The sequence below is a fragment of the Anabaena sp. CCY 0017 genome (genome assembly GCF_963920885.1).
In the GTDB taxonomy this organism is placed as follows: Bacteria; Cyanobacteriota; Cyanobacteriia; order Cyanobacteriales; family Nostocaceae; genus Nodularia.
In genome coordinates this window covers 1-19,589 of record NZ_CAWUDG010000016.1, presented here as the reverse complement: position 1 = coordinate 19,589, position 19,589 = coordinate 1, and the positions used below count along the sequence as shown (strand labels likewise).

21 protein-coding genes and 2 pseudogenes are annotated in these 19,589 nt (G+C 39.8%); 15 read left to right on the top strand and 8 right to left on the bottom strand.

Going from position 1 to position 19,589, the window contains the following annotated elements; translation table 11 throughout:
* Positions 1–11 precede the first annotated feature (11 nt).
* Positions 12–1,148, top strand: a complete 1,137-nt coding sequence (locus ACM0OW_RS17855) for a PP2C family protein-serine/threonine phosphatase (RefSeq protein WP_414551495.1) — start codon at positions 12–14, stop codon at positions 1,146–1,148.
* Here ACM0OW_RS17855 and ACM0OW_RS17850 read toward each other — a convergent pair whose 3' ends face one another.
* The 6 genes and pseudogenes from ACM0OW_RS17850 to ACM0OW_RS17825 form a co-directional block, all read right to left on the bottom strand.
* Positions 1,149–1,475, bottom strand: coding sequence for an STAS domain-containing protein (locus ACM0OW_RS17850; RefSeq protein ID WP_414551494.1), 327 nt, complete (start codon positions 1,473–1,475; stop codon positions 1,149–1,151).
* 222 nt (positions 1,476–1,697) lie between these two features.
* Complete coding sequence (hisS, locus tag ACM0OW_RS17845) at positions 1,698–3,086, bottom strand: histidine--tRNA ligase (RefSeq protein ID WP_414551493.1); 1,389 nt, start codon at positions 3,084–3,086, stop codon at positions 1,698–1,700.
* A gap of 212 nt (positions 3,087–3,298) precedes the next feature.
* Positions 3,299–3,742 (bottom strand): DUF3598 family protein, encoded by a 444-nt coding sequence (locus ACM0OW_RS17840; protein WP_414551492.1) that lies wholly within the window; start codon positions 3,740–3,742, stop codon positions 3,299–3,301.
* 58 nt (positions 3,743–3,800) lie between these two features.
* Positions 3,801–5,219, bottom strand: a complete 1,419-nt coding sequence (locus ACM0OW_RS17835; RefSeq protein ID WP_414551491.1) for an aldehyde dehydrogenase family protein — start codon at positions 5,217–5,219, stop codon at positions 3,801–3,803.
* A gap of 42 nt (positions 5,220–5,261) precedes the next feature.
* Positions 5,262–5,705: pseudogene (locus ACM0OW_RS17830) on the bottom strand (nitrilase); the annotation flags it as partial.
* 101 nt (positions 5,706–5,806) lie between these two features.
* On the bottom strand, positions 5,807–6,784 hold the full coding sequence (locus ACM0OW_RS17825; protein WP_414551490.1) for a metal ABC transporter substrate-binding protein: 978 nt from the start codon (positions 6,782–6,784) through the stop codon (positions 5,807–5,809).
* A 127-nt stretch (positions 6,785–6,911) separates the two neighbouring features.
* Between ACM0OW_RS17825 and ACM0OW_RS17820 the strand changes: the two genes are divergently transcribed.
* From ACM0OW_RS17820 to ACM0OW_RS17785, 8 genes are all read left to right on the top strand, one after another.
* Positions 6,912–7,667 (top strand): metal ABC transporter ATP-binding protein, encoded by a 756-nt coding sequence (locus ACM0OW_RS17820; RefSeq protein WP_414551594.1) that lies wholly within the window; start codon positions 6,912–6,914, stop codon positions 7,665–7,667.
* Between the two features lie 215 nt (positions 7,668–7,882).
* Positions 7,883–9,022 carry an AAA family ATPase gene (locus ACM0OW_RS17815; RefSeq protein ID WP_414551489.1) on the top strand — a complete coding sequence of 380 codons (1,140 nt, stop codon included), beginning with the start codon at positions 7,883–7,885 and terminating at the stop codon, positions 9,020–9,022.
* Entirely contained in the window at positions 9,015–9,371 is a 357-nt protein-coding gene (locus tag ACM0OW_RS17810) for a hypothetical protein (protein WP_414551488.1), read from the top strand. The genes ACM0OW_RS17815 and ACM0OW_RS17810 overlap by 8 nt, the downstream gene beginning before the upstream one ends.
* A 65-nt stretch (positions 9,372–9,436) precedes the next feature.
* Entirely contained in the window at positions 9,437–10,282 is an 846-nt protein-coding gene (locus ACM0OW_RS17805; RefSeq protein ID WP_414551487.1) for a metal ABC transporter permease, read from the top strand.
* Positions 10,283–10,340: 58 nt separating this feature from the next.
* A complete protein-coding gene (locus ACM0OW_RS17800) occupies positions 10,341–10,583 on the top strand; it encodes a hypothetical protein (RefSeq protein WP_006197092.1) in 243 nt (80 codons plus the stop codon).
* Positions 10,583–11,032, top strand: a complete 450-nt coding sequence (locus ACM0OW_RS17795; protein WP_414551486.1) for a type II toxin-antitoxin system VapC family toxin — start codon at positions 10,583–10,585, stop codon at positions 11,030–11,032. Before ACM0OW_RS17800 ends, ACM0OW_RS17795 begins: the two co-directional genes overlap by 1 nt.
* Before the next feature lie 158 nt (positions 11,033–11,190).
* Positions 11,191–11,973 carry an HAD family hydrolase gene (locus tag ACM0OW_RS17790; protein ID WP_414551485.1) on the top strand — a complete coding sequence of 261 codons (783 nt, stop codon included), beginning with the start codon at positions 11,191–11,193 and terminating at the stop codon, positions 11,971–11,973.
* A gap of 197 nt (positions 11,974–12,170) precedes the next feature.
* Positions 12,171–13,346, top strand: coding sequence for a DNA double-strand break repair nuclease NurA (locus tag ACM0OW_RS17785; RefSeq protein WP_414551484.1), 1,176 nt, complete (start codon positions 12,171–12,173; stop codon positions 13,344–13,346).
* A 103-nt stretch (positions 13,347–13,449) separates the two neighbouring features.
* Here the strand turns inward: ACM0OW_RS17785 and ACM0OW_RS17780 are convergent.
* Positions 13,450–13,551: pseudogene (locus ACM0OW_RS17780) on the bottom strand (PEP-CTERM sorting domain-containing protein); the annotation flags it as partial.
* Between the two features lie 918 nt (positions 13,552–14,469).
* Between ACM0OW_RS17780 and ACM0OW_RS17775 the strand changes: the two are divergent.
* Positions 14,470–15,423 (top strand): DNA polymerase III subunit delta', encoded by a 954-nt coding sequence (locus ACM0OW_RS17775; RefSeq protein WP_414551483.1) that lies wholly within the window; start codon positions 14,470–14,472, stop codon positions 15,421–15,423.
* A 221-nt stretch (positions 15,424–15,644) separates the two neighbouring features.
* On the opposite strand, the gene ACM0OW_RS17770 is transcribed toward ACM0OW_RS17775, so the two are convergent.
* The gene (locus ACM0OW_RS17770; RefSeq protein WP_089089782.1) at positions 15,645–16,388 is read right to left on the bottom strand and encodes a response regulator transcription factor; all 744 of its coding nucleotides are present in this window, start codon (positions 16,386–16,388) and stop codon (positions 15,645–15,647) included.
* A gap of 154 nt (positions 16,389–16,542) precedes the next feature.
* Here ACM0OW_RS17770 and ACM0OW_RS17765 point away from each other — a divergent pair, with 154 nt between their 5' ends.
* The 5 genes from ACM0OW_RS17765 (at position 16,543) to ACM0OW_RS17745 (ending at position 19,234) form a co-directional block, all read left to right on the top strand.
* Positions 16,543–17,610: a YheT family hydrolase gene (locus ACM0OW_RS17765; protein ID WP_414551482.1), complete on the top strand. Its 1,068-nt coding sequence runs from the start codon at positions 16,543–16,545 to the stop codon at positions 17,608–17,610.
* Positions 17,611–17,788: 178 nt separating this feature from the next.
* Positions 17,789–18,010 carry a hypothetical protein gene (locus ACM0OW_RS17760; protein WP_414551481.1) on the top strand — a complete coding sequence of 74 codons (222 nt, stop codon included), beginning with the start codon at positions 17,789–17,791 and terminating at the stop codon, positions 18,008–18,010.
* A 103-nt stretch (positions 18,011–18,113) separates the two neighbouring features.
* Positions 18,114–18,419, top strand: a complete 306-nt coding sequence (locus ACM0OW_RS17755; RefSeq protein ID WP_414551593.1) for a putative toxin-antitoxin system toxin component, PIN family — start codon at positions 18,114–18,116, stop codon at positions 18,417–18,419.
* 198 nt (positions 18,420–18,617) lie between these two features.
* Positions 18,618–18,836 carry a ribbon-helix-helix protein, CopG family gene (locus tag ACM0OW_RS17750; protein WP_414551480.1) on the top strand — a complete coding sequence of 73 codons (219 nt, stop codon included), beginning with the start codon at positions 18,618–18,620 and terminating at the stop codon, positions 18,834–18,836.
* Positions 18,821–19,234 carry a type II toxin-antitoxin system VapC family toxin gene (locus ACM0OW_RS17745; RefSeq protein ID WP_414551479.1) on the top strand — a complete coding sequence of 138 codons (414 nt, stop codon included), beginning with the start codon at positions 18,821–18,823 and terminating at the stop codon, positions 19,232–19,234. Before ACM0OW_RS17750 ends, ACM0OW_RS17745 begins: the two co-directional genes overlap by 16 nt.
* The last annotated feature ends 355 nt before the right edge of the window (positions 19,235–19,589 follow it).

Below are 19,589 nucleotides of genomic sequence, written 5' to 3'. Positions count from 1 at the left end.
TAGTTTTTTCTATGTTTCAAATTCTGGTAATTGATGATGATATTTCTATTCAAACACTCCTGAAGAGGATGTTAGAAAAACAGGGCTATAAAGTAGTTGCTGCTAGTAATGGAGAAGAAGGAATTGCTAAGGCGATCGCTTACCATCCAGCCCTAGTGATTTGCGATTGGATTATGCCAGGATTAAATGGTTTAGAAGTCTGTAAGCGGATGAAAACAGACCCTAGTTTATCCACGACGTTCTTTATTTTTTTAACATCTTTGGATTCCATCCCTGATCGTGTCAAGGGATTAGATGCTGGCGCTGATGATTTCATCTCCAAACCTATTGAACAAAATGAATTGAAAGCAAGAGTTAGAGCCGGATTGCGCTTGCATCAGTTAAGCCAGGATTTACACACGCAAAAGCTACTCTTAGAAACCGAATTAGCAGAAGCCGCAGAATATATGCGATCGCTTCTACCTTTACCAACAACCGAACCCTTCACCATCAATTCTCGATTCATTCCTTCGCGACAACTCGGCGGCGATTGTTTCGATTACTTCTGGCTAGATTCTGACTATCTAGCTATATACCTACTAGACACAGCCGGACATGGACTTAAAGCCGCCCTTCCTTCAATTTCCGTGCTAAATCTCTTACGTTCTCGTGCCTTAAAAGGTTTGAATTACTATCAACCCAGTGCTGTACTCAAGGCTTTAAATCAAACCTTTCAAATGAATTATCAAAATGATAAATATTTTACTATTTGGTATGGAGTTTATAACCGAATTAATCGACAATTAATTTATGCAAGTGCTGGTCATCCACCAGCCATATTAGTATCAGGTACATCTCCCAAAAAGACTACTACTCAACTATTGAGAACCCCTGGTATGCCTGTGGGGATGTTTCCAGAAGCCAAATATGTGGATGCGTATTGCAATATTGATCAAGCGAGCAGCCTTTATATTTTTAGTGATGGTGCTTACGAAATCACGAAATTAGATGGCACACTTTGGAGCTTGGATGCTTTCATTCAAATACTTGTTAGCTTACAATACACCATTGATAGCCAACTCGATCAGGTATTGAATTATCTAATTGCTTTAAACTCCAAAGAGGCATTTGACGATGATTTGTCAATTCTAAAAATTAAGTTTGATTAATCATTTTTTAGAGAGTAAGGACTGATTAAACTCATCTTCATTTGAAAATATCTCAAACACATTATCCATACCCGTTAATTCAAATAATATTCTGATTTGTTCATTAATAGAACAGAGAACTAGCCTTGTATCTGCTGCACGTAATGTTTTGAAAGCTAATACCAAAGCCCCCAAAGCAGAACTATCCATAAAGGAAACATCTTGACAATCAACTAAGATGATTTTAGCACCACTTTCTATAAGTTGAGTAATATATTGCTCCCGTTCTAGTGAATTTGTAATATTGAGAATTCTACTCAGTTGAACGACTTCGATTTGTTGATTCATAATACTTATGCCCGGATTGTTTTAAAAATGTCATGATTTTGTTAGTATTATATACCAACAAGCCTGATTTAGAAAAAACTAGGAAAATAAAACACAAATTATTCAATAACTAGTGGTACATGATAAAGCCTAGGTTATAAATAAAAAAGTATCAAAGATTTCATTTCCTCAAAATGTGGACTTGATTTACTAACAAACTGTTGTCTGTCTATTTTATCTAAATTACCCCAATCTAGTTTTAATTTCTTCAGCCAATTTGTCCAGTGAAACTTCTATCTGCTCTCCTGATTTTAAATCTTTAAGAGATGATTTTTCTGCTGCTGCTTCCTCAGAACCAATAATGACGCAAAATTGAATTCCTTGTTTATCAGCCAGTTGAAATTGCTTACCCAATGGGCGTTTATCAAAATTAGTTACAACATTAATTCCAGCCTTCCGCAGGTTTTGAGATACTTCTAAATAAAGAGGCATTAAATCTGGTTGCATATTCACCACCATCACCTGGGCTGGTGTCGCAGACAAGGTATTAATAATACCCGCTTTGAGCAAGCGACTAATTAACCGAGTTAAGCCAATAGAAATACCCACCCCAGGCATTTTCTCGCCTAAAAAAGTCCCAACTAATTCTTCATATCTACCGCCAGAACAGATACTACCTAAAGCTTCATGTCCTAATAACGTTGTTTCGTAAACTGTACCCGTATAATAATCAAGACCACGAGCAATAGATAAATCAATACAAAAACGATTTTCAGATACTCCCAAGTTACGCACACCTGAAATCACAGTGGCTAACTCTGTTACTCCCAAATTAAATTGTTCTGCATCTGGGAGATTTTCAGCCAAATGCTTAAGCTTATCTAATACCTGGTCAATTGTGCCATGAATGCTAATAAAATCAATGATTTTTTGAGTTTGTTCAGCGATAACTCCTTCTGTTTCTAAAGCTTGCTTAACTTTAGCTTCGCCAATTTTTTCCAGATTATCAATAATACTAATACAAGATTTAATTTTAGTTTCAGCAATTCCCACTGATTGGAAAAATCCTGTCAAAATTTTACGATTATTAATCCGAATTAGAAAATCACCGATATTCACAGCTTCAAATATTTCTGTGATAATTGCGGGCATTTGAGCATCGTAGAGTAAACTAAGTTCACGACGAGCAACTACATCAATGTCACACTGACGAAACTGGCGAAACCGTCCATCTTTTGCCCGTTCTCCCCGAAAAACTACATCAGTTTGGTAACGCGCAAAGGGAAAAGTTAATTCATTTAAATGACGCGCAATATAAGCTGCTAAAGGCACAGTTTGGTCAAATTTTAAAGCCCTAGCTTCTGAACCTGTTTCGCCGGCTTTTTCTTTCTCAGCTTGGCGATTTGGTGGCAGTATAGGCTCAATACCATAAATGATGTTATCGCCTTGATTTCCTTTGGCTTGGAGAACTTCTAAGCGTTCGACTGCGGGTGTTTCAATGGGTGTAAATCCATAGCTTTCAAAGACCCGGCGAATATTATCTAATAAGTGTACTTCTAAGCGTTTTTCACTGGGGAGAAATTCTGGAAATCCACTGGGTGTTGAAAAGTTGATTTTTTCACCTTTTGCCATGTTTTTAATTTGTTAATTATGGGTTTTAGCGATTAAATTATAGCGCTTGTTGGCTGAATTAAGAAAATTTAGGAGGAAATAACCGCAAAGTACACAAAGGAAGAAGGAGGAAGAAGAAGGATGAATGAGACAGAAATATGCCAATTTAATTTACTTGTAACGGCACATTCAGGAAGGTTCATGCACGATAAACATAATAATTTATGAAAAAATTATATTCGTTGTTCTTGTACTAAGGTACGTTGATAGACTTGATGATTTTGGAACCAATGCCAAGTGCGGAAACGAAAGTTATTACAAGGACTTAGGAAAATTGTTTCATACAAATATGCGTCGGGCATTTCTTTAAAGGCGAAACGGAACATCATTGTGGCATCGTCTACTTCCCAGGCATAACCATCTAGGCGTTCGGTGTCAAACCATACTTTTTTATCACGATATATTCCCGGTAAAAGATGTTCTTCTTGTCTACCATCAGTCCATTGATAGCGATTGGTTTGGTAGTAAGAAAAGGGGGGATTTTCGATAAATTTACAGCTTAAATGAGAAGTGTATTTATCTAAAATTTTTCCTTCTGTATCAACTAATGTATAAACACCTGACCATTCTCCTTCATGGCGTGCCATTACGGGCATTTCTACTTTAATGATAGACATTTGAGATTTCCTATAATGTGGGCTTGACTCAGGATTAATTCTTATTTTCCCTAGTTTTTCATTGGTTATTAAACCACCAAGGGTCATGACTAGAGTTACTCTTAATCAAAAATGCCTTTTTTCGCAGGAAGCGTTTGATTGACGCTGGCCCCATGCGTGACCCACCAAGACCGGAGAATTTGAAAGCATTTTTTTCTCCCTCGTACATGATGGCAGTCAAAGCGGCATCATTGATACTGATAGCACCTGCATCAATATGGTCAGCTACTGCTAAGGCTTCCGCTTCGGTCTCGGCAAACACCGCAGCACTGAGTCCATATATAGAGTCATTTGCTAAGTATACCGCTTCCTCTACTGTGGGAAATGGCATCACTGGCATGATGGGGCCAAAAGTTTCTTCGGTCATCACTTTCATGGAATGGTTGACTTGGGTGATAACTGTGGGACGACACCACCAACCCCCACCTAATTCTTCTACTTTACCGCCACAATGAATTAATGCGCCCTTTTCGATCGCATCTCGCAGATGGTCGTGAATAATTGCGGCTTGTCTTTCGGCAATGATGGGGCCAATTTCTCCACTGTCAACTCTGGGATGGGCTAACTGCAAACGATGGGCTTTGGCTACCAGTTGATGATAAAACTCTTCAAATATCGATTCTGCAACGTAAATTCGCTCAATTGAAAGGCACGACTGTCCAGTATTGACCACTGAACCCCATAAAATTGCTGAGGTGGCTAATTCTAAATCGGCTGATTCTAAAACAATAGCCGGGTCTTTCCCCCCTAATTCTAAAAAAGCGGGAATAAATCTTCTCGCTGCGGCTTCTGCTACTTTTCTGCCTGTGGCGACACTACCTGTAAAGCAGACTAAATCTACATTTTCTATCAGAGTAGCACCTGTTTCTCCTGCTCCCTCAGCAAAACTTAGTACGTCACGCAAATCTGGGACTGTATTCAAGGCTGTAATCAATGGGGCGACGAAGCGGGGGGCGATTTCACTGGGTTTAACGATGACGGCACAACCTGCCAATAATGCCGGAATAGTATCAATTGTAGATAGCAATAGGGGAAAATTCCACGGGCTAATTACTCCCACTAAGGGGTAAGGTACTGATGCTTGTTGCAGGCTGATGAAGGGAATGGCTGTATTTTTGGCTGAGGTTTCGAGTAATTCTGGCGCTAATCTACACCAACGGTCAATGCTAGTCAGGAAAGAGTCTATTTCTAATACCGATGTTGACAATCTTCCTGTATCACATACTAACGCTTCTGTCAACTGTTCCCGCCGCAGCACTATGGCTTGCTTCCATTCCAGTAAAGCGTCAATTCTCGCTTCTATACCTATGTTTTGCCAATGAATTTGCGCTCTCCGGGCGCGGTTACATTTGTGTACCAACAGCCTGGGGGATGGGGGGAGAATTACATAGTCATATTTTCCAGTTCGGGGGTTACGGATTTCGATTGGTTTAGTCATTAGTCATTAGTTTTTATGTTTATTCCCCCTATTAGTTACAAGTTAAATTATGCCCAATTCGGCTAAACGTGCAATGATTTTTGGTTGCGTTTCGATCAAGTGTTTGCGGTCTACTTCTCCCTTCAGCATGGTATTGGCTGGGTAAAAATGTGAATGTACGTAACTTTCGGAGTATAGCTCAAAACGTTGACGTGAGGGTAATTTATTTAACTCCGGACGGCGGCGATCGCGTCGTAATGCTGCCAAGTCAATTTCGGCAAAAGCTGCCATCCTCTCGCCTGTAGTTGTCTGCGCTGGGACTTTCCCCCGATCATCAATGATTTTAGAACCACCGTCAGCCGAAGCTAGAGGAATGGGAATATTCTCTATGCCTGCCGTATTAGCTGAGACTACGTAAGCCATATTTTCTACTGCACGAGAGATTTTTGCTGCATTTTTAGGAGTGACTGTATTAGCTTATACTTCAGATGTGGAGTGTAAAAGGAGGTTAGGACATTGTTGATTCCTGAAATTGTTGGGGTGAGGGGTGATACCCCTGAATAGCCAGATGTATCTTACCAGAAGTTGGGGATCTTTGGGTTCGTAATTTATTTAGTTGGTTGAAATGGCGTATATTTGCCCCCCAATGCTTCTACAATAGTGCGGGTATTCGCCTCCATCATTTTGATATAAGAATCTGCTTCGCTGCCTTTTTCGCCAATGGAATCAGCGTATAGTTCTCTGGGTGCTAATTTTACACCTGCTTCTTGAGCAACGGTTGTAATTAAAGCTGGGTTAATTGTAGTTTCGGCAAAAATTGCTGGGACACTGTTTTTTTTGATTGACTCTACTAAACGTGTTACTGTTTGGGCGCTGGGTTGTTCTTCTGTGCTAATCCCAATTAAAGTGCCGGCGATCGCCATCCCATAAGCGTTACCATAATACTGAAAAGCATCATGAGTTGTCACAAGTTGACGTTTGTCTGTGGGAATCGTTTGAATCTGTTGATTAATCCAGTTATGCAACTGCTGTAATTCCTGAGTTAATTGTGACGCTCTTTGAGTAAATTCGGCTTCATCTGGGGGAGATAATTTAATCAACTCATCCCGGATGACATTTGTCATGGCGATCGCATTCTCCGCACTTCCCCATACATGAGGATCTGGGACAACTTTTCCTTCATATCCATCTAGCTGTAAAGGTTTGACAACTTCCCCCACTGGTATCTTCCGCACCTTCTCACCAGCCGCATTCATTAAATTAATCAGTCCTGGTTCTAAGTTGTAGCCGTTATACAAAATTAAATCGGCTGTTTCTAAAACCCGACTGTCTGCTGGTGTCGGTTCATAAATATGAGGATCAACTCCTGGTTGGAGAATACCAGTTAACTGAATTTCCTCTCCCCCAATTTCTTCAGCTAAATCAGCAATAATGGTGCTAGTTGCAACTACTCGCGGCTGGCCATCTATCCCCCCAGAGGTGCGGTTAGTGTCTATTTGATTACACCCCCCGATGGAAACTCCTAACAAAACTCCTACCACTGCTTGCCAGCAGGATCTGGCTTTTGACTGAGTAATCGCTTTCATATACTTGTTACACTGGTTATCATATTTTTCTCATTTTTCAGGTTACACTATTTTCATATTCTTTTCATTTTTCTTGGGATTCCTCAAAATGAGAACCGTTAACTTGCCCTTAAACCCTGTCTACCCCATGCAAGACACCCTCATACCCACCACTGCAAGTATTAATATTGCCCATGTCGGGGTGCATTACCGGACAGATGAAGCTTTAAGAGACGTTAACTGTATTGTCAAAGCAGGCAGAATTACGGGGATTTTTGGACCGAATGGGGCGGGAAAAAGTACCTTAATGAAAGCCATGCTGGGCTTAGTTCCTCTCAGTAGCGGCACAGTTCTGTATCAAACCAAACCTTTGATGCAGCAATTAGAGAAAGTTGCATATATCCCACAGCGTAGCCAAATTGACTGGACTTATCCAGCGACAGTTTGGGATGTGGCGATTATGGGGAGGGTAAAAAAGACAGGTTGGTTGCGTAGCTTTTCCGCAATGAGTCGCCAAGAAACCAAAAATGCCCTCAAACGGGTGGAAATGTTTGACTATTGCGATCGCCCCATCGGAGAATTATCAGGGGGACAACAACAAAGAGTATTTTTAGCCCGTGCTTTGGCACAGCAAGCAGACATATACTGCTGTGATGAACCATTGGTAGGTATTGACCAAAAAACCCAAGCGGTGATTTTTGAAGTCTTCCATGAACTGGCGGCGGCTGGTAAAATTGTCCTGGTAGTTAATCACGACTTAGGCGAATCCATCACCCATTTTGATGATTTAATTTTACTCAATCGTGAATTAATCGCTACAGGTTTACGGCAGCAAGTCCTGACAAAGCAAAACCTCTATCGTGCCTATAACGGTCAAGTCATGTACTTTGATGATGCTGCTTAAATTTAGCCTATATCTGCGATTCGTATAAATACTTATGCTTGTATAGCTTTTCCTAATCATATAAGGTATATCATAGCCCCCTCCTCGCTTGCGGGGAGGGGGTTGGGGGTGGGGTTCTTGTACTGCATTAAAGTGGGAAATGCTGTAATAAGTCAAAAACATACAGATACCTGATTTTACCGTCAGGTATATTAAGTACTGTTATATTTAGAGATATGCTAGAAAAACTAATACTTGAAAATTTCAAAAGCCATAAATCTACAGAACTTAATTTTGATAGTTCCCGATTACATGGACTCGTAGGAAAAAACAGTGCTGGCAAAACAAGCGTTCTACAAGCATTGCATAATCTCAGTAGGCTGACTGGTCAAAATTCATCATTTGCCAGGATATTTCAATATGAAAGATCACCTAATTTCATTACAACAGTTGGGAAAACAGATATGTCTGTGACTGCGAGTGGTTTTTGGGGATATAACAATCGGCAGAATTGGCAGGCTGCTTATGCTTGGAAACAGGACAATAATGATAAATGGTATCCAACAGCATCATGCAATATAGATGAGAAAGAATATAGTGAGCAAGGATGGACAGGATCATTAAGTAACTCTCCAGATGCAATCCGTAATTCTTTAAAATATGCTGTTTACCTGAAATTAGTTGCAAGTAATCTTGCTAAACCAGCTTATAGTGATGAAGTCACAACGAGAGTTGAGTTTGATGGTTCAGGATTAGCACCCACTTTAGATTTTTTGCGTGATGAAGCTCCAGATAAATTTCAATTAATAGAAGAAATGTTAAGTCGAATTGTGCCAAATGTACGTAAAATTGGCATAAGAAGGGCAAAAGTTCCAGTCATTCGCCAACGTTTAATCGAAGTTGATGGTAGGTCTATTTCCTATGATGAAACTCAGGAAATCACAGGTCAAGAAATTGTCCTAGATATGAACACAGGTGAGCGGATTCCAGCCCACGCAATTAGCGAAGGAACAATGCTAACTTTAGGTTTGCTCACTGTATTGATGAATCCTAATCAACCTAATTTAGTGTTATTGGATGATATTGAACAAGGACTTCATCCCCAAGCACAACGTCAGTTAATGACTGTTTTTAAAGAAATTATTGCCCAAACTTCTAATCTACAAATTATTTTTTCTACTCATTCTCCTTATATTATTGATGAAATTAGTCACTCTCAAGTCCATATATTAAATAACAGTAACTCAGGTTTCACAATTGCCAAACGTTTGGATGAACATCCTGATGTAGAATGGGCAAAAGAAACCTTAACAACTGGTGAGTTTTGGGATGCGGAAGGGGAAGATTGGGTGGTAGAAGGAGAAGTAAGTGCTTGAGTTTATTGTCATAGTTGAAAGTGGTGCAGATGCTAGAACAGCTACTAAATTAGCCGAGCGCATTTTAAAGGCAAAAGTTGATTGGTTAGATGATTTTCTTATTCGACATATTTATCACTGGACTGGTTTAGAGGAAGGAACAGAATTCTCTTGCTGGAAAGACATTACAAAAATTATTGATGATGCAAAACAACAACTAAAATATAAAGAACCCAGATTTCTAGGTCATTATAGTGAGGGAGTACGTTTTCAAGCCGATGGAGCAAGGGCTACGAAGACTCTTAATTTAGTCCGTTTCCTGCAAAAAACACGAGAGATTAAAGCTGTTTTATTAATCCGTGATGTTTAACAGATTATCTTCAAGAAGTTGAGCAAAGATTGGCTGCAATTATTTTATCTGAGTAAGAACTATTTATGATCCAAGCATTAATTGAACCATTGCAATACAGCTTTATGCAGCGATCGCTCGTGATTGCGATTATAGTCGGCTTGCTGTGTGCCGTTGTGGGTAGTTATTTAATGGTGCAAAGACTAGCATTACTGGGTGATGCTATCAGCCATTCAGTATTGCCAGGATTAGCGATCGCCTTTATGCTAGGGGGAAATATCTATTTTGGCGCATTTATAGCCGGTGTTGTCAGTACAATAGCGATTGCCTGGATTCAAACGCGATCGCCAATTAAAGAAGATGCTGCAATGGGGATAGTTCTTTCGGCATTTTTCGCCCTCGGTATCACCTTAATTACTGTTATTCAAAAAAGTCAAAAAATTGATTTAAATCACTTTCTTTTTGGCAACATTCTCGGCGTGACATCTGATGAAGTAAGAGACACCGCCATCATCGCTGCTATAGTTTTAATAGTTATTTTCTTACTATATAAAGAACTGCTATTTTACACCTTTGATCCTGTAGGCGCACAAGCCGCAGGTTTACCAGTCAATCGGCTCAACTTTGGACTCATGCTGCTCATTGCCTTAACCATAGTTGCCAGCATGAAAACCGTAGGAGTCGTATTAGTATTATCACTGTTAATTACACCCGGAGCAACAGCCTATCTCTTAGTTAAACGCCTACATAAAGTCATGATTTTAGGCGCATTCATTGGGGTAATTTCCAGTATTAGCGGAATGTACCTCAGCTACTATTATAATTTACCCTCCGGTCCCGCCATCGTTTTAGTAGTATCAGGACTATTTCTGTTAGCATTACTGTTTAGTCCCAGACATGGGATTTTTACCCCAAGTATAAATCAGAAATAGCGCAAATCGGTTACGATATAAATATATATACTATATACTTTCCCACAGTTAATTATTTATGCTGCGAGAAAAGCTAAAAAGAGAACTGGACAAATTCAACGAAGAACAACTCAAACAAATAGCTGACTTTATCAAATTCATTGAGTTTAAGAGTAAAGAAAATACTGTGCCTACTCCTTTTTGGCAAAGGGCAACACCAACAGAACGGGCTAAAGAGTTTCGTAAATGGGTTTCGCAACTGCCTAAAAACACTCCAAGTCTACCTGATGAAGCTTTTAGCCGTGATAGCATTTACGAATAATGACGGGATATCTGCTTGATACCAATGTTGTTATGCGTTTTTGCAACCCGAATGATGTGCATCATGATCTGGCAACAAATGCAATATCTTGTTTGCTGACACAGGAAGACGAATGCTATATTACAGCGCAAGTGCTTGTTGAGTTTTGGGTTGTTGCTACACGACCAGTTGAAGTGAATGGTTTGGGCTGGACTGTAGAACAAACGAGAAGCACAATAGACCAACTTCTTGATCGTTTCCAATTACTAGAGGAATCTGCTCAGATTTTTCCAACTTGGTTAAGTGTGGTGACTACTAACAAAGTCATGGGGAAGCGGACTCATGATGCTCGTATAATTGCTGTCATGCTAGCACATGGAATTACACATATTCTCACCTTTAATCCGAGTGATTTTAGACTGATGCCAGACATTATAATTGTTCGTCCGCAGGAACTAGGTAAAAATTGAGGTACTGGGTAAGCTTGTCTGTAGTCCATTAATAAATCAGTTTGGGTAACGTCACCATACTTTTTTCTCAACTGATAAATTATTAAATACTAACAAAAAATACTGCGTCGTGTGAATTTCTCAGCTAATCTAACAATAGCAGTTTATTCCCCAACATAATGACCGCCAGTAGTCCCACGATTTTAGCCCTAGACTTTGATGGAGTAATTTGCGATGGACTAATTGAATATTTTGAAGTCGCCTGGCGCACATACTGTCAAATTTGGTCGCCTGTAGACGATACACCACCAGATGATTTAGCCTTAAGATTTTATCGCCTCAGACCTGTGATTGAAACAGGTTGGGAAATGCCAGTTTTAATCAAAGCCTTGGTAGATCAAATTTCTGAAGAAAAAATTCTTCAAGAGTGGGCGAAAATTACACCACAAATTTTATTAAACCATAATCTCCAGTCCCAAACAATTGGTGCAGCATTAGACAATTTGCGGGATGAATGGATTACCAACGATTTAGACGGTTGGCTAAGTCTGCATAAATTTTATCCTGGTGTAGTCGAAAAAATTAAACTTACCATTGCTAGTGAAACCAAACTATACATTGTCACCACCAAAGAAGGACGCTTCGTGCAGCAGTTATTACAACGAGAAGGCGTAAATTTACCACCCACAGCAATTTTTGGCAAAGAAGTCAAGCGCCCTAAATACGAAACTCTGCGAGAATTTATTCAGAAAGCCGAGAAAAAACCAGTTAGTCTGTGGTTTGTAGAAGACAGAATCAAGACATTACAGTTAGTTCAACAGCAAACAGACCTGGAAAATGTCAAACTTTTCTTGGCAGACTGGGGCTATAATACCCAAACAGAAAGAAAAGCTGCCCAAGATGATCCAAAAATTCAGGTATTAAATCTACCTCAGTTTACCAAAGATTTCACTGGGTGGTGATCATTTACCCCAAATAGAACTCAAACATATTAGACATCTCCCACAAAGAACGTAGGGTGGGTTACGCTGATGCTAACCCTCCATCATTTATGAAATTTATAGTGTATTTCAATATCTTCCTAATACATCCAACAAATTGAATATTTTTTATTTGCAAGTACGTACAGAAAAATTACCAATAAACTAACGATTTAATTATGCTTGATTTAACAAAATTGGCGCGACAAATGCAGGGTTTAAGTCAGCATCTTACCTTAGAAGCTGCTGCTAGTCGCCAGCGTTTAGAATTGGCACAACAACACCTGCAAAAGGCTTATGAGTGTCAAGAAGATTTAATTGATACTCAGGAAAAATGGCGCGATCGCATTATATTTGCTAATGCTACACCAATTGAGCCACTAGAAACCTGTATTGATATCCCCGTCCCGCCGAAAGTCCATACAGTCATCTCTACCGACGGTTCCCAAATTGCGCCCAATCATCATGAAATTGCTTATTGCTATCTGTTGAATATTGGCAGAGTCGTTTTACACTACGGACAAAATCGCCAACCGTTACTGGATAGTTTACCAGAGGTATTTTATCGCCCAGAAGATTTATATATGTCTCGGCAATGGGGAATTAAAACTGAGGAATGGATGGGTTATCGCCGGACTGCTTCCGAAACCACAGTTTTAGCAGAATTGGCTTGTGCGTCGAAAGGGGAAGCACCAGCTTTAGCAATGGTTGATGGTTCCTTAATTTACTGGTTTTTAGAACAGCTACCAATGGATGCACGCGATCGCATCTTACCCCCAATTCTGGAAGCATGGCAACAGTTGAATGCCGCGAAAATTCCGATTATGGGCTATCTCAGCGCCTCTCGCAATATCGACTGTACCAACTTCTTAAGGTTGTTAGCTTGTCCTCATCCAGTCCCCGATTGTAAGAGTTATTGTCCAGACCAACTAGAAAAAGTACCCTGTAAACTTTTTGATACTTTGCGAGATACTACTCTCTGGGGAAGCAAACTACAACCAGGACAAAGGGGACCATTGTGGCGCAGTAATAACCGGATTTTAGAACTCTATGGAGAACAAAACGTTTACTTTTGCCATGTCCACGTAGGTAGTGAAATTGCCCGCATAGAAGTTCCTTCCTGGGTAGCTGAGAATACAGATATGTTTAACCAAGCACTGGGATTAATGCTGGCGCAGGTGCAGAAAGGCTATGGCTATCCTGTGGCTATAGCAGAAGCCCATAATCAAGCAGTGGTAAGAGGGGGGGATAGAACTCGGTTCTTCGCCCTGTTAGAAAGACAAATGATTAAAGCCGGTTTGAGAAACGTGGGAACTTCTTACAAAGAAGCCAGAAAACGCGGCAGCATTGCTTAATTATAAAAATTCTACATTTTTTGGGTAACTCTAAAAATCAAAACTGCCATGTCGGTGTAGAAATGACACAGCAGGAGTTAATTTAATTGAGTTTAATTAGGACTTATGCTTTAACTGTAGCTTGTTGTTTACGCTTACGAAGAGAGGTAACACCAAAAGCACCTAACCCTAAGAGACCAATCATAGAAGCAGGTTCAGGGACAGCTTGGGGAGCGTGGAAGTCGGAAATGGTAACAGTTGCACGACCCAATAGGTTATCCTTCGTCCTAACGGCGAAGCCGAATATATCTCCCTCGTTCACTAAAAAACTAGAAACACCATTTTGGATACTAGAGGAACCAGAGGTTAATTGTGTAAATACACCATTGAGAAGGTAGCCAAAAGGATCGCGGGCAAATCCAAGAAAGCTAGCTCCAAGCAAATCATTAGTGTTATAGCTCCAATCAAAGCTAACTTCACCACTACCAACAGCAGTTGTTGTATAAGCAGTTTGACCGCCGAATCCGAACGCGAATAGACCTCGGTTTCCACCTCTTACGCTAATTGATGCGGGAGCGTTAGTTGTATTTACAGATCCATTAGTATTGAAGTTAGTGACATCCCAATTGATTGGATCATAACTTCCTGAAAATCCAGATGAAGCCTGAGCCGTTCCTGCTACTGACAGTGCAATTACTGCTGCTCCGGCTGTAGCCATTGATAACTTTGTCAAGACATTTACTGTAGCCATCATGTTATTAACCTTTAATAATGAACTTTGTGTTTTCTTGGTTCAGTCATGCTGATAGTAATACGTATTTATAATGTTTGGGAAACTTTATTTAGCTACTTCACAGAAAAAATATACTTAAATAATGCGATAAATGTGGAAGGCAAAAGTTAAAAATATTCCGCAATCAGGTTTTCCAGCACATTTGAAGACATTCAAATTCTGAGTTTATACTTAAAGAAATCGTGAATCAGTAATAATACTCTGTTGCTTTTTTAGCGCTTATAGGTTTACTTCATCTCGTCTCATGGACTATGTAAATATACGATTTATAAATTACTGCACAGATACAGAAAGTCATGGTCACGCTAAACACCACACCGACAATAACACTCACAAGCCTATAATTAATTCATGACCATTGATCCATTTTCCCCACTTTTAGGGCAGTCACAAGCCATAGAATTACTGACTCAGGCGGTCAAACAAAACCGAGTCGCGCCAGCTTATCTATTTGTGGGCATAGATGGTGTGGGCAAAACTTTAGCCGCACGGTGTTTTGTGGAATTATTATTTTCTGCCCAAACGCGGAATATCGATTCATTACAAAGTCGTTTGCGTCAAGGTAATCATCCTGATTTGTTTTGGGTACAGCCGACATACCAACATGAGGGAAAACGCCTCACAGTCGCAGAAGCAGCCGAGAAAAAACTCAAGCGCAAAGCACCACCTGTAATTAGACTAGAGCAAATACGGGAAATTACAGAATTTCTCGGCCGTCCCCCCTTGGAAGCACCGCGAAATGTGGTAGTGCTGGAGTCAGCCCAAACAATGGCAGAATCAGCTGCTAATGCTTTACTGAAAACTTTGGAAGAACCAGGACAGGCGACGTTGATTTTGATTGCACCATCTTCTGAGTCGGTTTTAACTACCTTAGTGTCACGCTGTCAACGCATTCCTTTTTATCGCTTGGATACACAGACTTTAACTCAGGTACTCACCCAAACAGGACATGAGGAAATTTTGCAGCATTCGGCAGTGTTGAGTATAGCAGCTGGTAGTCCAGGCAGTGCGATCGCATCCTATGAGCAATTACAAATAATTCCTGAGACATTACTCCAAGATGTCACCAAAGTGCCTTCATCTTACCGCCACGCCTTGGGGTTAGCCAAGACAATTGCTCAAGATTTAGATACAGAAGCACAACTATGGTTAGTCGATTATCTTCAACAATCCTACTGGCAACAGTGGCATCAACCAGAAATTATTAAGAAGCTAGAACAAGCCCGTAAATATTTACTTTGTTACGCCCAACCGCGCCTAGTTTGGGAATGCACATTTATCGCACTGTTGAAGCATCTGAGTTGATAAGTAGCTCAAACTTAAAAAACGTCATATCCAGAATATCCAGATCCCCGACTTCTCAAAGAAGTCGGGGATCTATATATAGCGTCAGGACTTGAGTCCTGTTTTCGGGACTGTACTTTGCAAGGCGGCTTCTCGTAGAGTAGAGGCCTTCTCATCGGGTACGTAGCGAAACAAAGTACAGCGCGAAACAAAGTACAGGTGTCTGAAATCTGGGAAAAATTTCACTCAACCACTGATGCTGAAGCCCCTTCATTTGATTGAGGTAAGCTAGGCAACTCTAAACAATATCCTGCACCATACACTGTTTTGATATAGCGAGGGTGACGGGGGTCTGGTTCGAGTTTCGTTCTCAAGTGGCGGATATGTACCCGAATGGTTTCAATGTCATCATCTGGATCATAACCCCAAACTTCCCGCAGAATTTCGCTGGGGGAAACTGTCTGACCGTGGCGTTGCAGTAAACAGTGGAGTAGCTCAAATTCCAAATGAGTCAATTTTACGGTTTCATTGAACCATATCGCCTCAAATCTTTCTGGAACCAGGGTCAAATTCCCATAGTTGAGAATTTCGCTGTGTTTTGCGGCTTGGGGGATGCGGTCAGTCCGCCGCAATAAAGCCCGCACCCGTGCTAACAGCTCTTCTACTTCAAAGGGCTTGGTGAGGTAATCATCAGCACCAGCATTGAAACCTTCGACTTTATTCTGAGTTTGGCTTAAAGCAGTGAGCATCAACACGGGAATTTCGGCTGTGCGGTCATCTCGCCGTAGGCGTTGGCAAACTGTAAAACCGTCTACTCTGGGCAGCATCAGGTCAAGCATAATCAAATCGGGTTGTAGCTGTAGCGCCAGCGCTTGACCTTTGATACCATCTTCAGCTTGACTGACATCGTAGCCAGCCATTTCCAAATTCACGGCAACGAGTTCTGAAATGGCCGCGTCATCGTCTATAACAAGAATCCTGGGCATTATTTAAAAAATTATTACTACTTAATTAAGGATAAATAAGAACCTTGGATAGATACAAAGATTTCTATCTTGATTATCAAAAACATTCAAATCTAGCATAAATTTTAAAACTAAAGGATGTGGAACCAGAACTAAGGTAATCTAAATTCCATATATGTTGTGTTATTCTGCCTACAATCCGCCCCTGTTTCTCAAAAATGGTGTGGCAATGACTCTTTACACCGCTTTGTGGGGAGAGCGTTATTGGCAACAAACTACTCTCCTGGCCGAGCCGCCGTACCATACAACTGTGCTGATTGGTGGGCAGGGTGTGCCAATTTTTAGTTGGGTGGCGATACCAAAAAATGCTCATAGTACTATTATTGCTACTTATGGGATTACAGGTGAGCTAGATCAACAATGGTTTTTGAGACTTTTGGGGCTGAAAGCTTATGCTCAAGGATATGCCGTAGTTTTATTTGATTGGCGCGCCCACGGCAAAACCGCCGAGTTGTCTCCGACTTTGGTTTCCGATGGTTTGTATGAGGGCGAAGATTTTGTGCGGATTGCGGCCGCAGCAGCAAAAATGGGATGTCCGAGTAAATTTTGGTTTACAGGGTTTTCCTTGGGTGGACAATTAGCACTATGGGCTGTAAAAACTGCTACTGACCTGATTCAAGGCGGTGAATTTTTAGGATTACAAGATAGTGATATTGGTGGTGGGGTGGCGATTTGTCCCAGTTTGGATTCCAGGCGATCGCTTAAATATTTAGTCAAAAAACCTATTAGTAGATACTTAGAGAAGGCGATCGCCAGTAATTTAAAAAAACTAGCATGGCGAATACATGATTTGCATCCTGGCACAATTGACCCAGCAGCAATTGAACGAGTCAATAGTATCTGGGCTTTTGACCACGAACTAGTAATTAGCAGATTGGGTTTTGACTCAGTAGAAGCATATTATGAAGCCAGTAGTGCTTTACAATTGTTGCCGCAGATTTCCAAACCAACTTTAATTTTATATGCTGCCGATGACCCCTTGTTTCATCCAGACATCATTCCTGAGTTACAAGCAGCTTGTGCTATTAATACAGCGCTAGATTTGTTACTTACTCCTTATGGTGGTCATGTGGGTTATGTAAGTAGCAAAGCAGGTCAGCGTCAAGCCGAAGATCCAGACATTTGGTGGGCTTGGAATCGGACTTTACAGTGGCTAGATAACCAGCGAGAAATTAAATCATGATGGGATGACAAACACCCCAGTAGTCAAATAAATGTAAAAATATGTATTTTTATGCTGCTTTACACTTAGCTTTTAGTCAGTTAACAGAGTAATAAATTGGAACAATTGAGGAGAGGATAACACAGAAATAAGTTTCAATTGCTATAATAAAAATAGATTAATTAACATTTAATTTATCATGGAAAATATTACTATTCAAGTTGACCCTGCAATTGCCAAAGCGTACAGAGAAGCAGAACCAGAAAAACAGCAAAAAATCCAAATGTTTCTTAATATAATGCTGAAAAAAGCAGTCAGTCAAAAACCACTTTTAGATATCATGGAAGAAGCGAGTCAACAAGCAATTTCTAACGGAATGACTCCAGAGATTTTAGAATCAATTCTCAATGATGAAAAATAACCGTATCGTAATTGATACAAATGTAATTGTAAGTGCATTAATATTCTCTAAATCTACCACAATGCAAGCTTTTAGAGAAGCCAAACAAAACGGATTAATCTGAATTTCTGCGGAAATTTTATCAGAATTAATTGATGTACTTAGTCGTAAAAAATTTGACCGCTATCTATCGAGAGAAATTCGGGAAGACTTTTTAGCCAGTTTAGCCAGAGAAACAGAATTAATAACAATTAACGAAACAATTGATATTTGTCGAGATCCTAAAGATAATAAGTTTTTAGAATTAGCCATCTCTGGAAATGCCACTCATATTATCACAGTAGACAAAGACTTATTAGAACTGCATCCTTTTAGAGACATCTTGATTGTTACACCTAGTCAGTTTTTAGATAGTGTATCTTCAAATTAAACGCCAAAAGCATGAAATAGATACCACAGAATTAGAAAGATAAATAGAATATTTTGTGTAATCCTATCTTGAATTGACAATAGTCTAGCCAAAAAAAGCTATGGTATGACTTAACAGAGGAAGAGATTCAGATAATTGAGGAGAGCGTAAAACGATGATCTATAATTAAAATATCTGTATTTATAAAAGATTAAACTAATGAAACCAACAACAATTTATTTACCAGAAGAAACTGAAGCTAACCTACAAGAATTAGCCACTCAAACAGGAAAATCTATTCCTGAAATTATCCAAGAATTAATCACCGATTATCTGACTGAAAAACCTCAAAAATTACCCAAATCAGTGGGAATGGGTGCAAGTGGAAGATCCGACTTATCCTCTAAAGCAGAACAATTATTATGGACAGAAGAGTAATAGCAGATACCAGTGGAATTATTGCTTTTTTAGATAAGGATGACCACTACCATTCCCTAGCGGTTAATATTGTCACCAATTATCAAATTTACATCCCTGTAACCGTTTTGCCAGAAGTTGATTATTTAGCTACCAAATATCTAGGAGAAAGAGTCGCTAGAAGTTTTATAGAAGACTTAGGCGATGAATATTTTAATTATCTTACTATCGAGTTAGACGATATTAATAAAATTACAAAACTTATGGAAAAATATCAAGATTTACCCCTGGGATTTGTTGATGCTAGTTTAGTTATTTTAGCAGAACATCATCAAATAAAAAGAATTTTAACCTTAGACAGAAGACATTTTAATTTAATTCAATCAGAACAAGTTAAATATCTAGAAATCTTGCCATAATTTTTATTATAATCAAACACCAAAACCATTAACTAGATACAAAAGAATCTAACCGTATCGTAATTGATACAAATGTAATTCTCAGTGCATTAATATTCTCTAAATCTACCAAAATGCAAGCTTTTAGAGAAGCCAAAATTAATTGTTTGTAGTGAGGACTTTAGTCCTCTCTCTCTCCTCTTTGAGATGCTAGTCGGTAAATGTAGTCATGAAAGATTAGGGCTAAAGCCCTTACTACGAACTTAAATATATAGCGTTTCCTAATCATATAAGGTATATCATAGCCCCCTCCTCGCTTGCGCTACCGTGTACACACAAGTCTTATCAAGTTGCCTAAGAGCGTTTCGATCCCCCC

Bases quoted from the DNA above. Each gene is read 5' to 3' on its own strand.
- ACM0OW_RS17855 (WP_414551495.1), top strand. From the start codon at position 12: ATGTTTCAAATTCTGGTAATTGATGATGATATTTCTATTCAAACACTC.
- ACM0OW_RS17850 (WP_414551494.1), bottom strand. From the start codon at position 1,475: ATGAATCAACAAATCGAAGTCGTTCAACTGAGTAGAATTCTCAATATT.
- hisS (WP_414551493.1), bottom strand. From the start codon at position 3,086: ATGGCAAAAGGTGAAAAAATCAACTTTTCAACACCCAGTGGATTTCCA.
- ACM0OW_RS17840 (WP_414551492.1), bottom strand. From the start codon at position 3,742: ATGTCTATCATTAAAGTAGAAATGCCCGTAATGGCACGCCATGAAGGA.
- ACM0OW_RS17835 (WP_414551491.1), bottom strand. From the start codon at position 5,219: ATGACTAAACCAATCGAAATCCGTAACCCCCGAACTGGAAAATATGAC.
- ACM0OW_RS17825 (WP_414551490.1), bottom strand. From the start codon at position 6,784: ATGAAAGCGATTACTCAGTCAAAAGCCAGATCCTGCTGGCAAGCAGTG.
- ACM0OW_RS17820 (WP_414551594.1), top strand. From the start codon at position 6,912: ATGCAAGACACCCTCATACCCACCACTGCAAGTATTAATATTGCCCAT.
- ACM0OW_RS17815 (WP_414551489.1), top strand. From the start codon at position 7,883: ATGCTAGAAAAACTAATACTTGAAAATTTCAAAAGCCATAAATCTACA.
- ACM0OW_RS17805 (WP_414551487.1), top strand. From the start codon at position 9,437: ATGATCCAAGCATTAATTGAACCATTGCAATACAGCTTTATGCAGCGA.
- ACM0OW_RS17800 (WP_006197092.1), top strand. From the start codon at position 10,341: ATGCTGCGAGAAAAGCTAAAAAGAGAACTGGACAAATTCAACGAAGAA.
- ACM0OW_RS17795 (WP_414551486.1), top strand. From the start codon at position 10,583: ATGACGGGATATCTGCTTGATACCAATGTTGTTATGCGTTTTTGCAAC.
- ACM0OW_RS17790 (WP_414551485.1), top strand. From the start codon at position 11,191: ATGACCGCCAGTAGTCCCACGATTTTAGCCCTAGACTTTGATGGAGTA.
- ACM0OW_RS17785 (WP_414551484.1), top strand. From the start codon at position 12,171: ATGCTTGATTTAACAAAATTGGCGCGACAAATGCAGGGTTTAAGTCAG.
- ACM0OW_RS17775 (WP_414551483.1), top strand. From the start codon at position 14,470: ATGACCATTGATCCATTTTCCCCACTTTTAGGGCAGTCACAAGCCATA.
- ACM0OW_RS17770 (WP_089089782.1), bottom strand. From the start codon at position 16,388: ATGCCCAGGATTCTTGTTATAGACGATGACGCGGCCATTTCAGAACTC.
- ACM0OW_RS17765 (WP_414551482.1), top strand. From the start codon at position 16,543: ATGTTGTGTTATTCTGCCTACAATCCGCCCCTGTTTCTCAAAAATGGT.
- ACM0OW_RS17760 (WP_414551481.1), top strand. From the start codon at position 17,789: ATGGAAAATATTACTATTCAAGTTGACCCTGCAATTGCCAAAGCGTAC.
- ACM0OW_RS17750 (WP_414551480.1), top strand. From the start codon at position 18,618: ATGAAACCAACAACAATTTATTTACCAGAAGAAACTGAAGCTAACCTA.
- ACM0OW_RS17745 (WP_414551479.1), top strand. From the start codon at position 18,821: ATGGACAGAAGAGTAATAGCAGATACCAGTGGAATTATTGCTTTTTTA.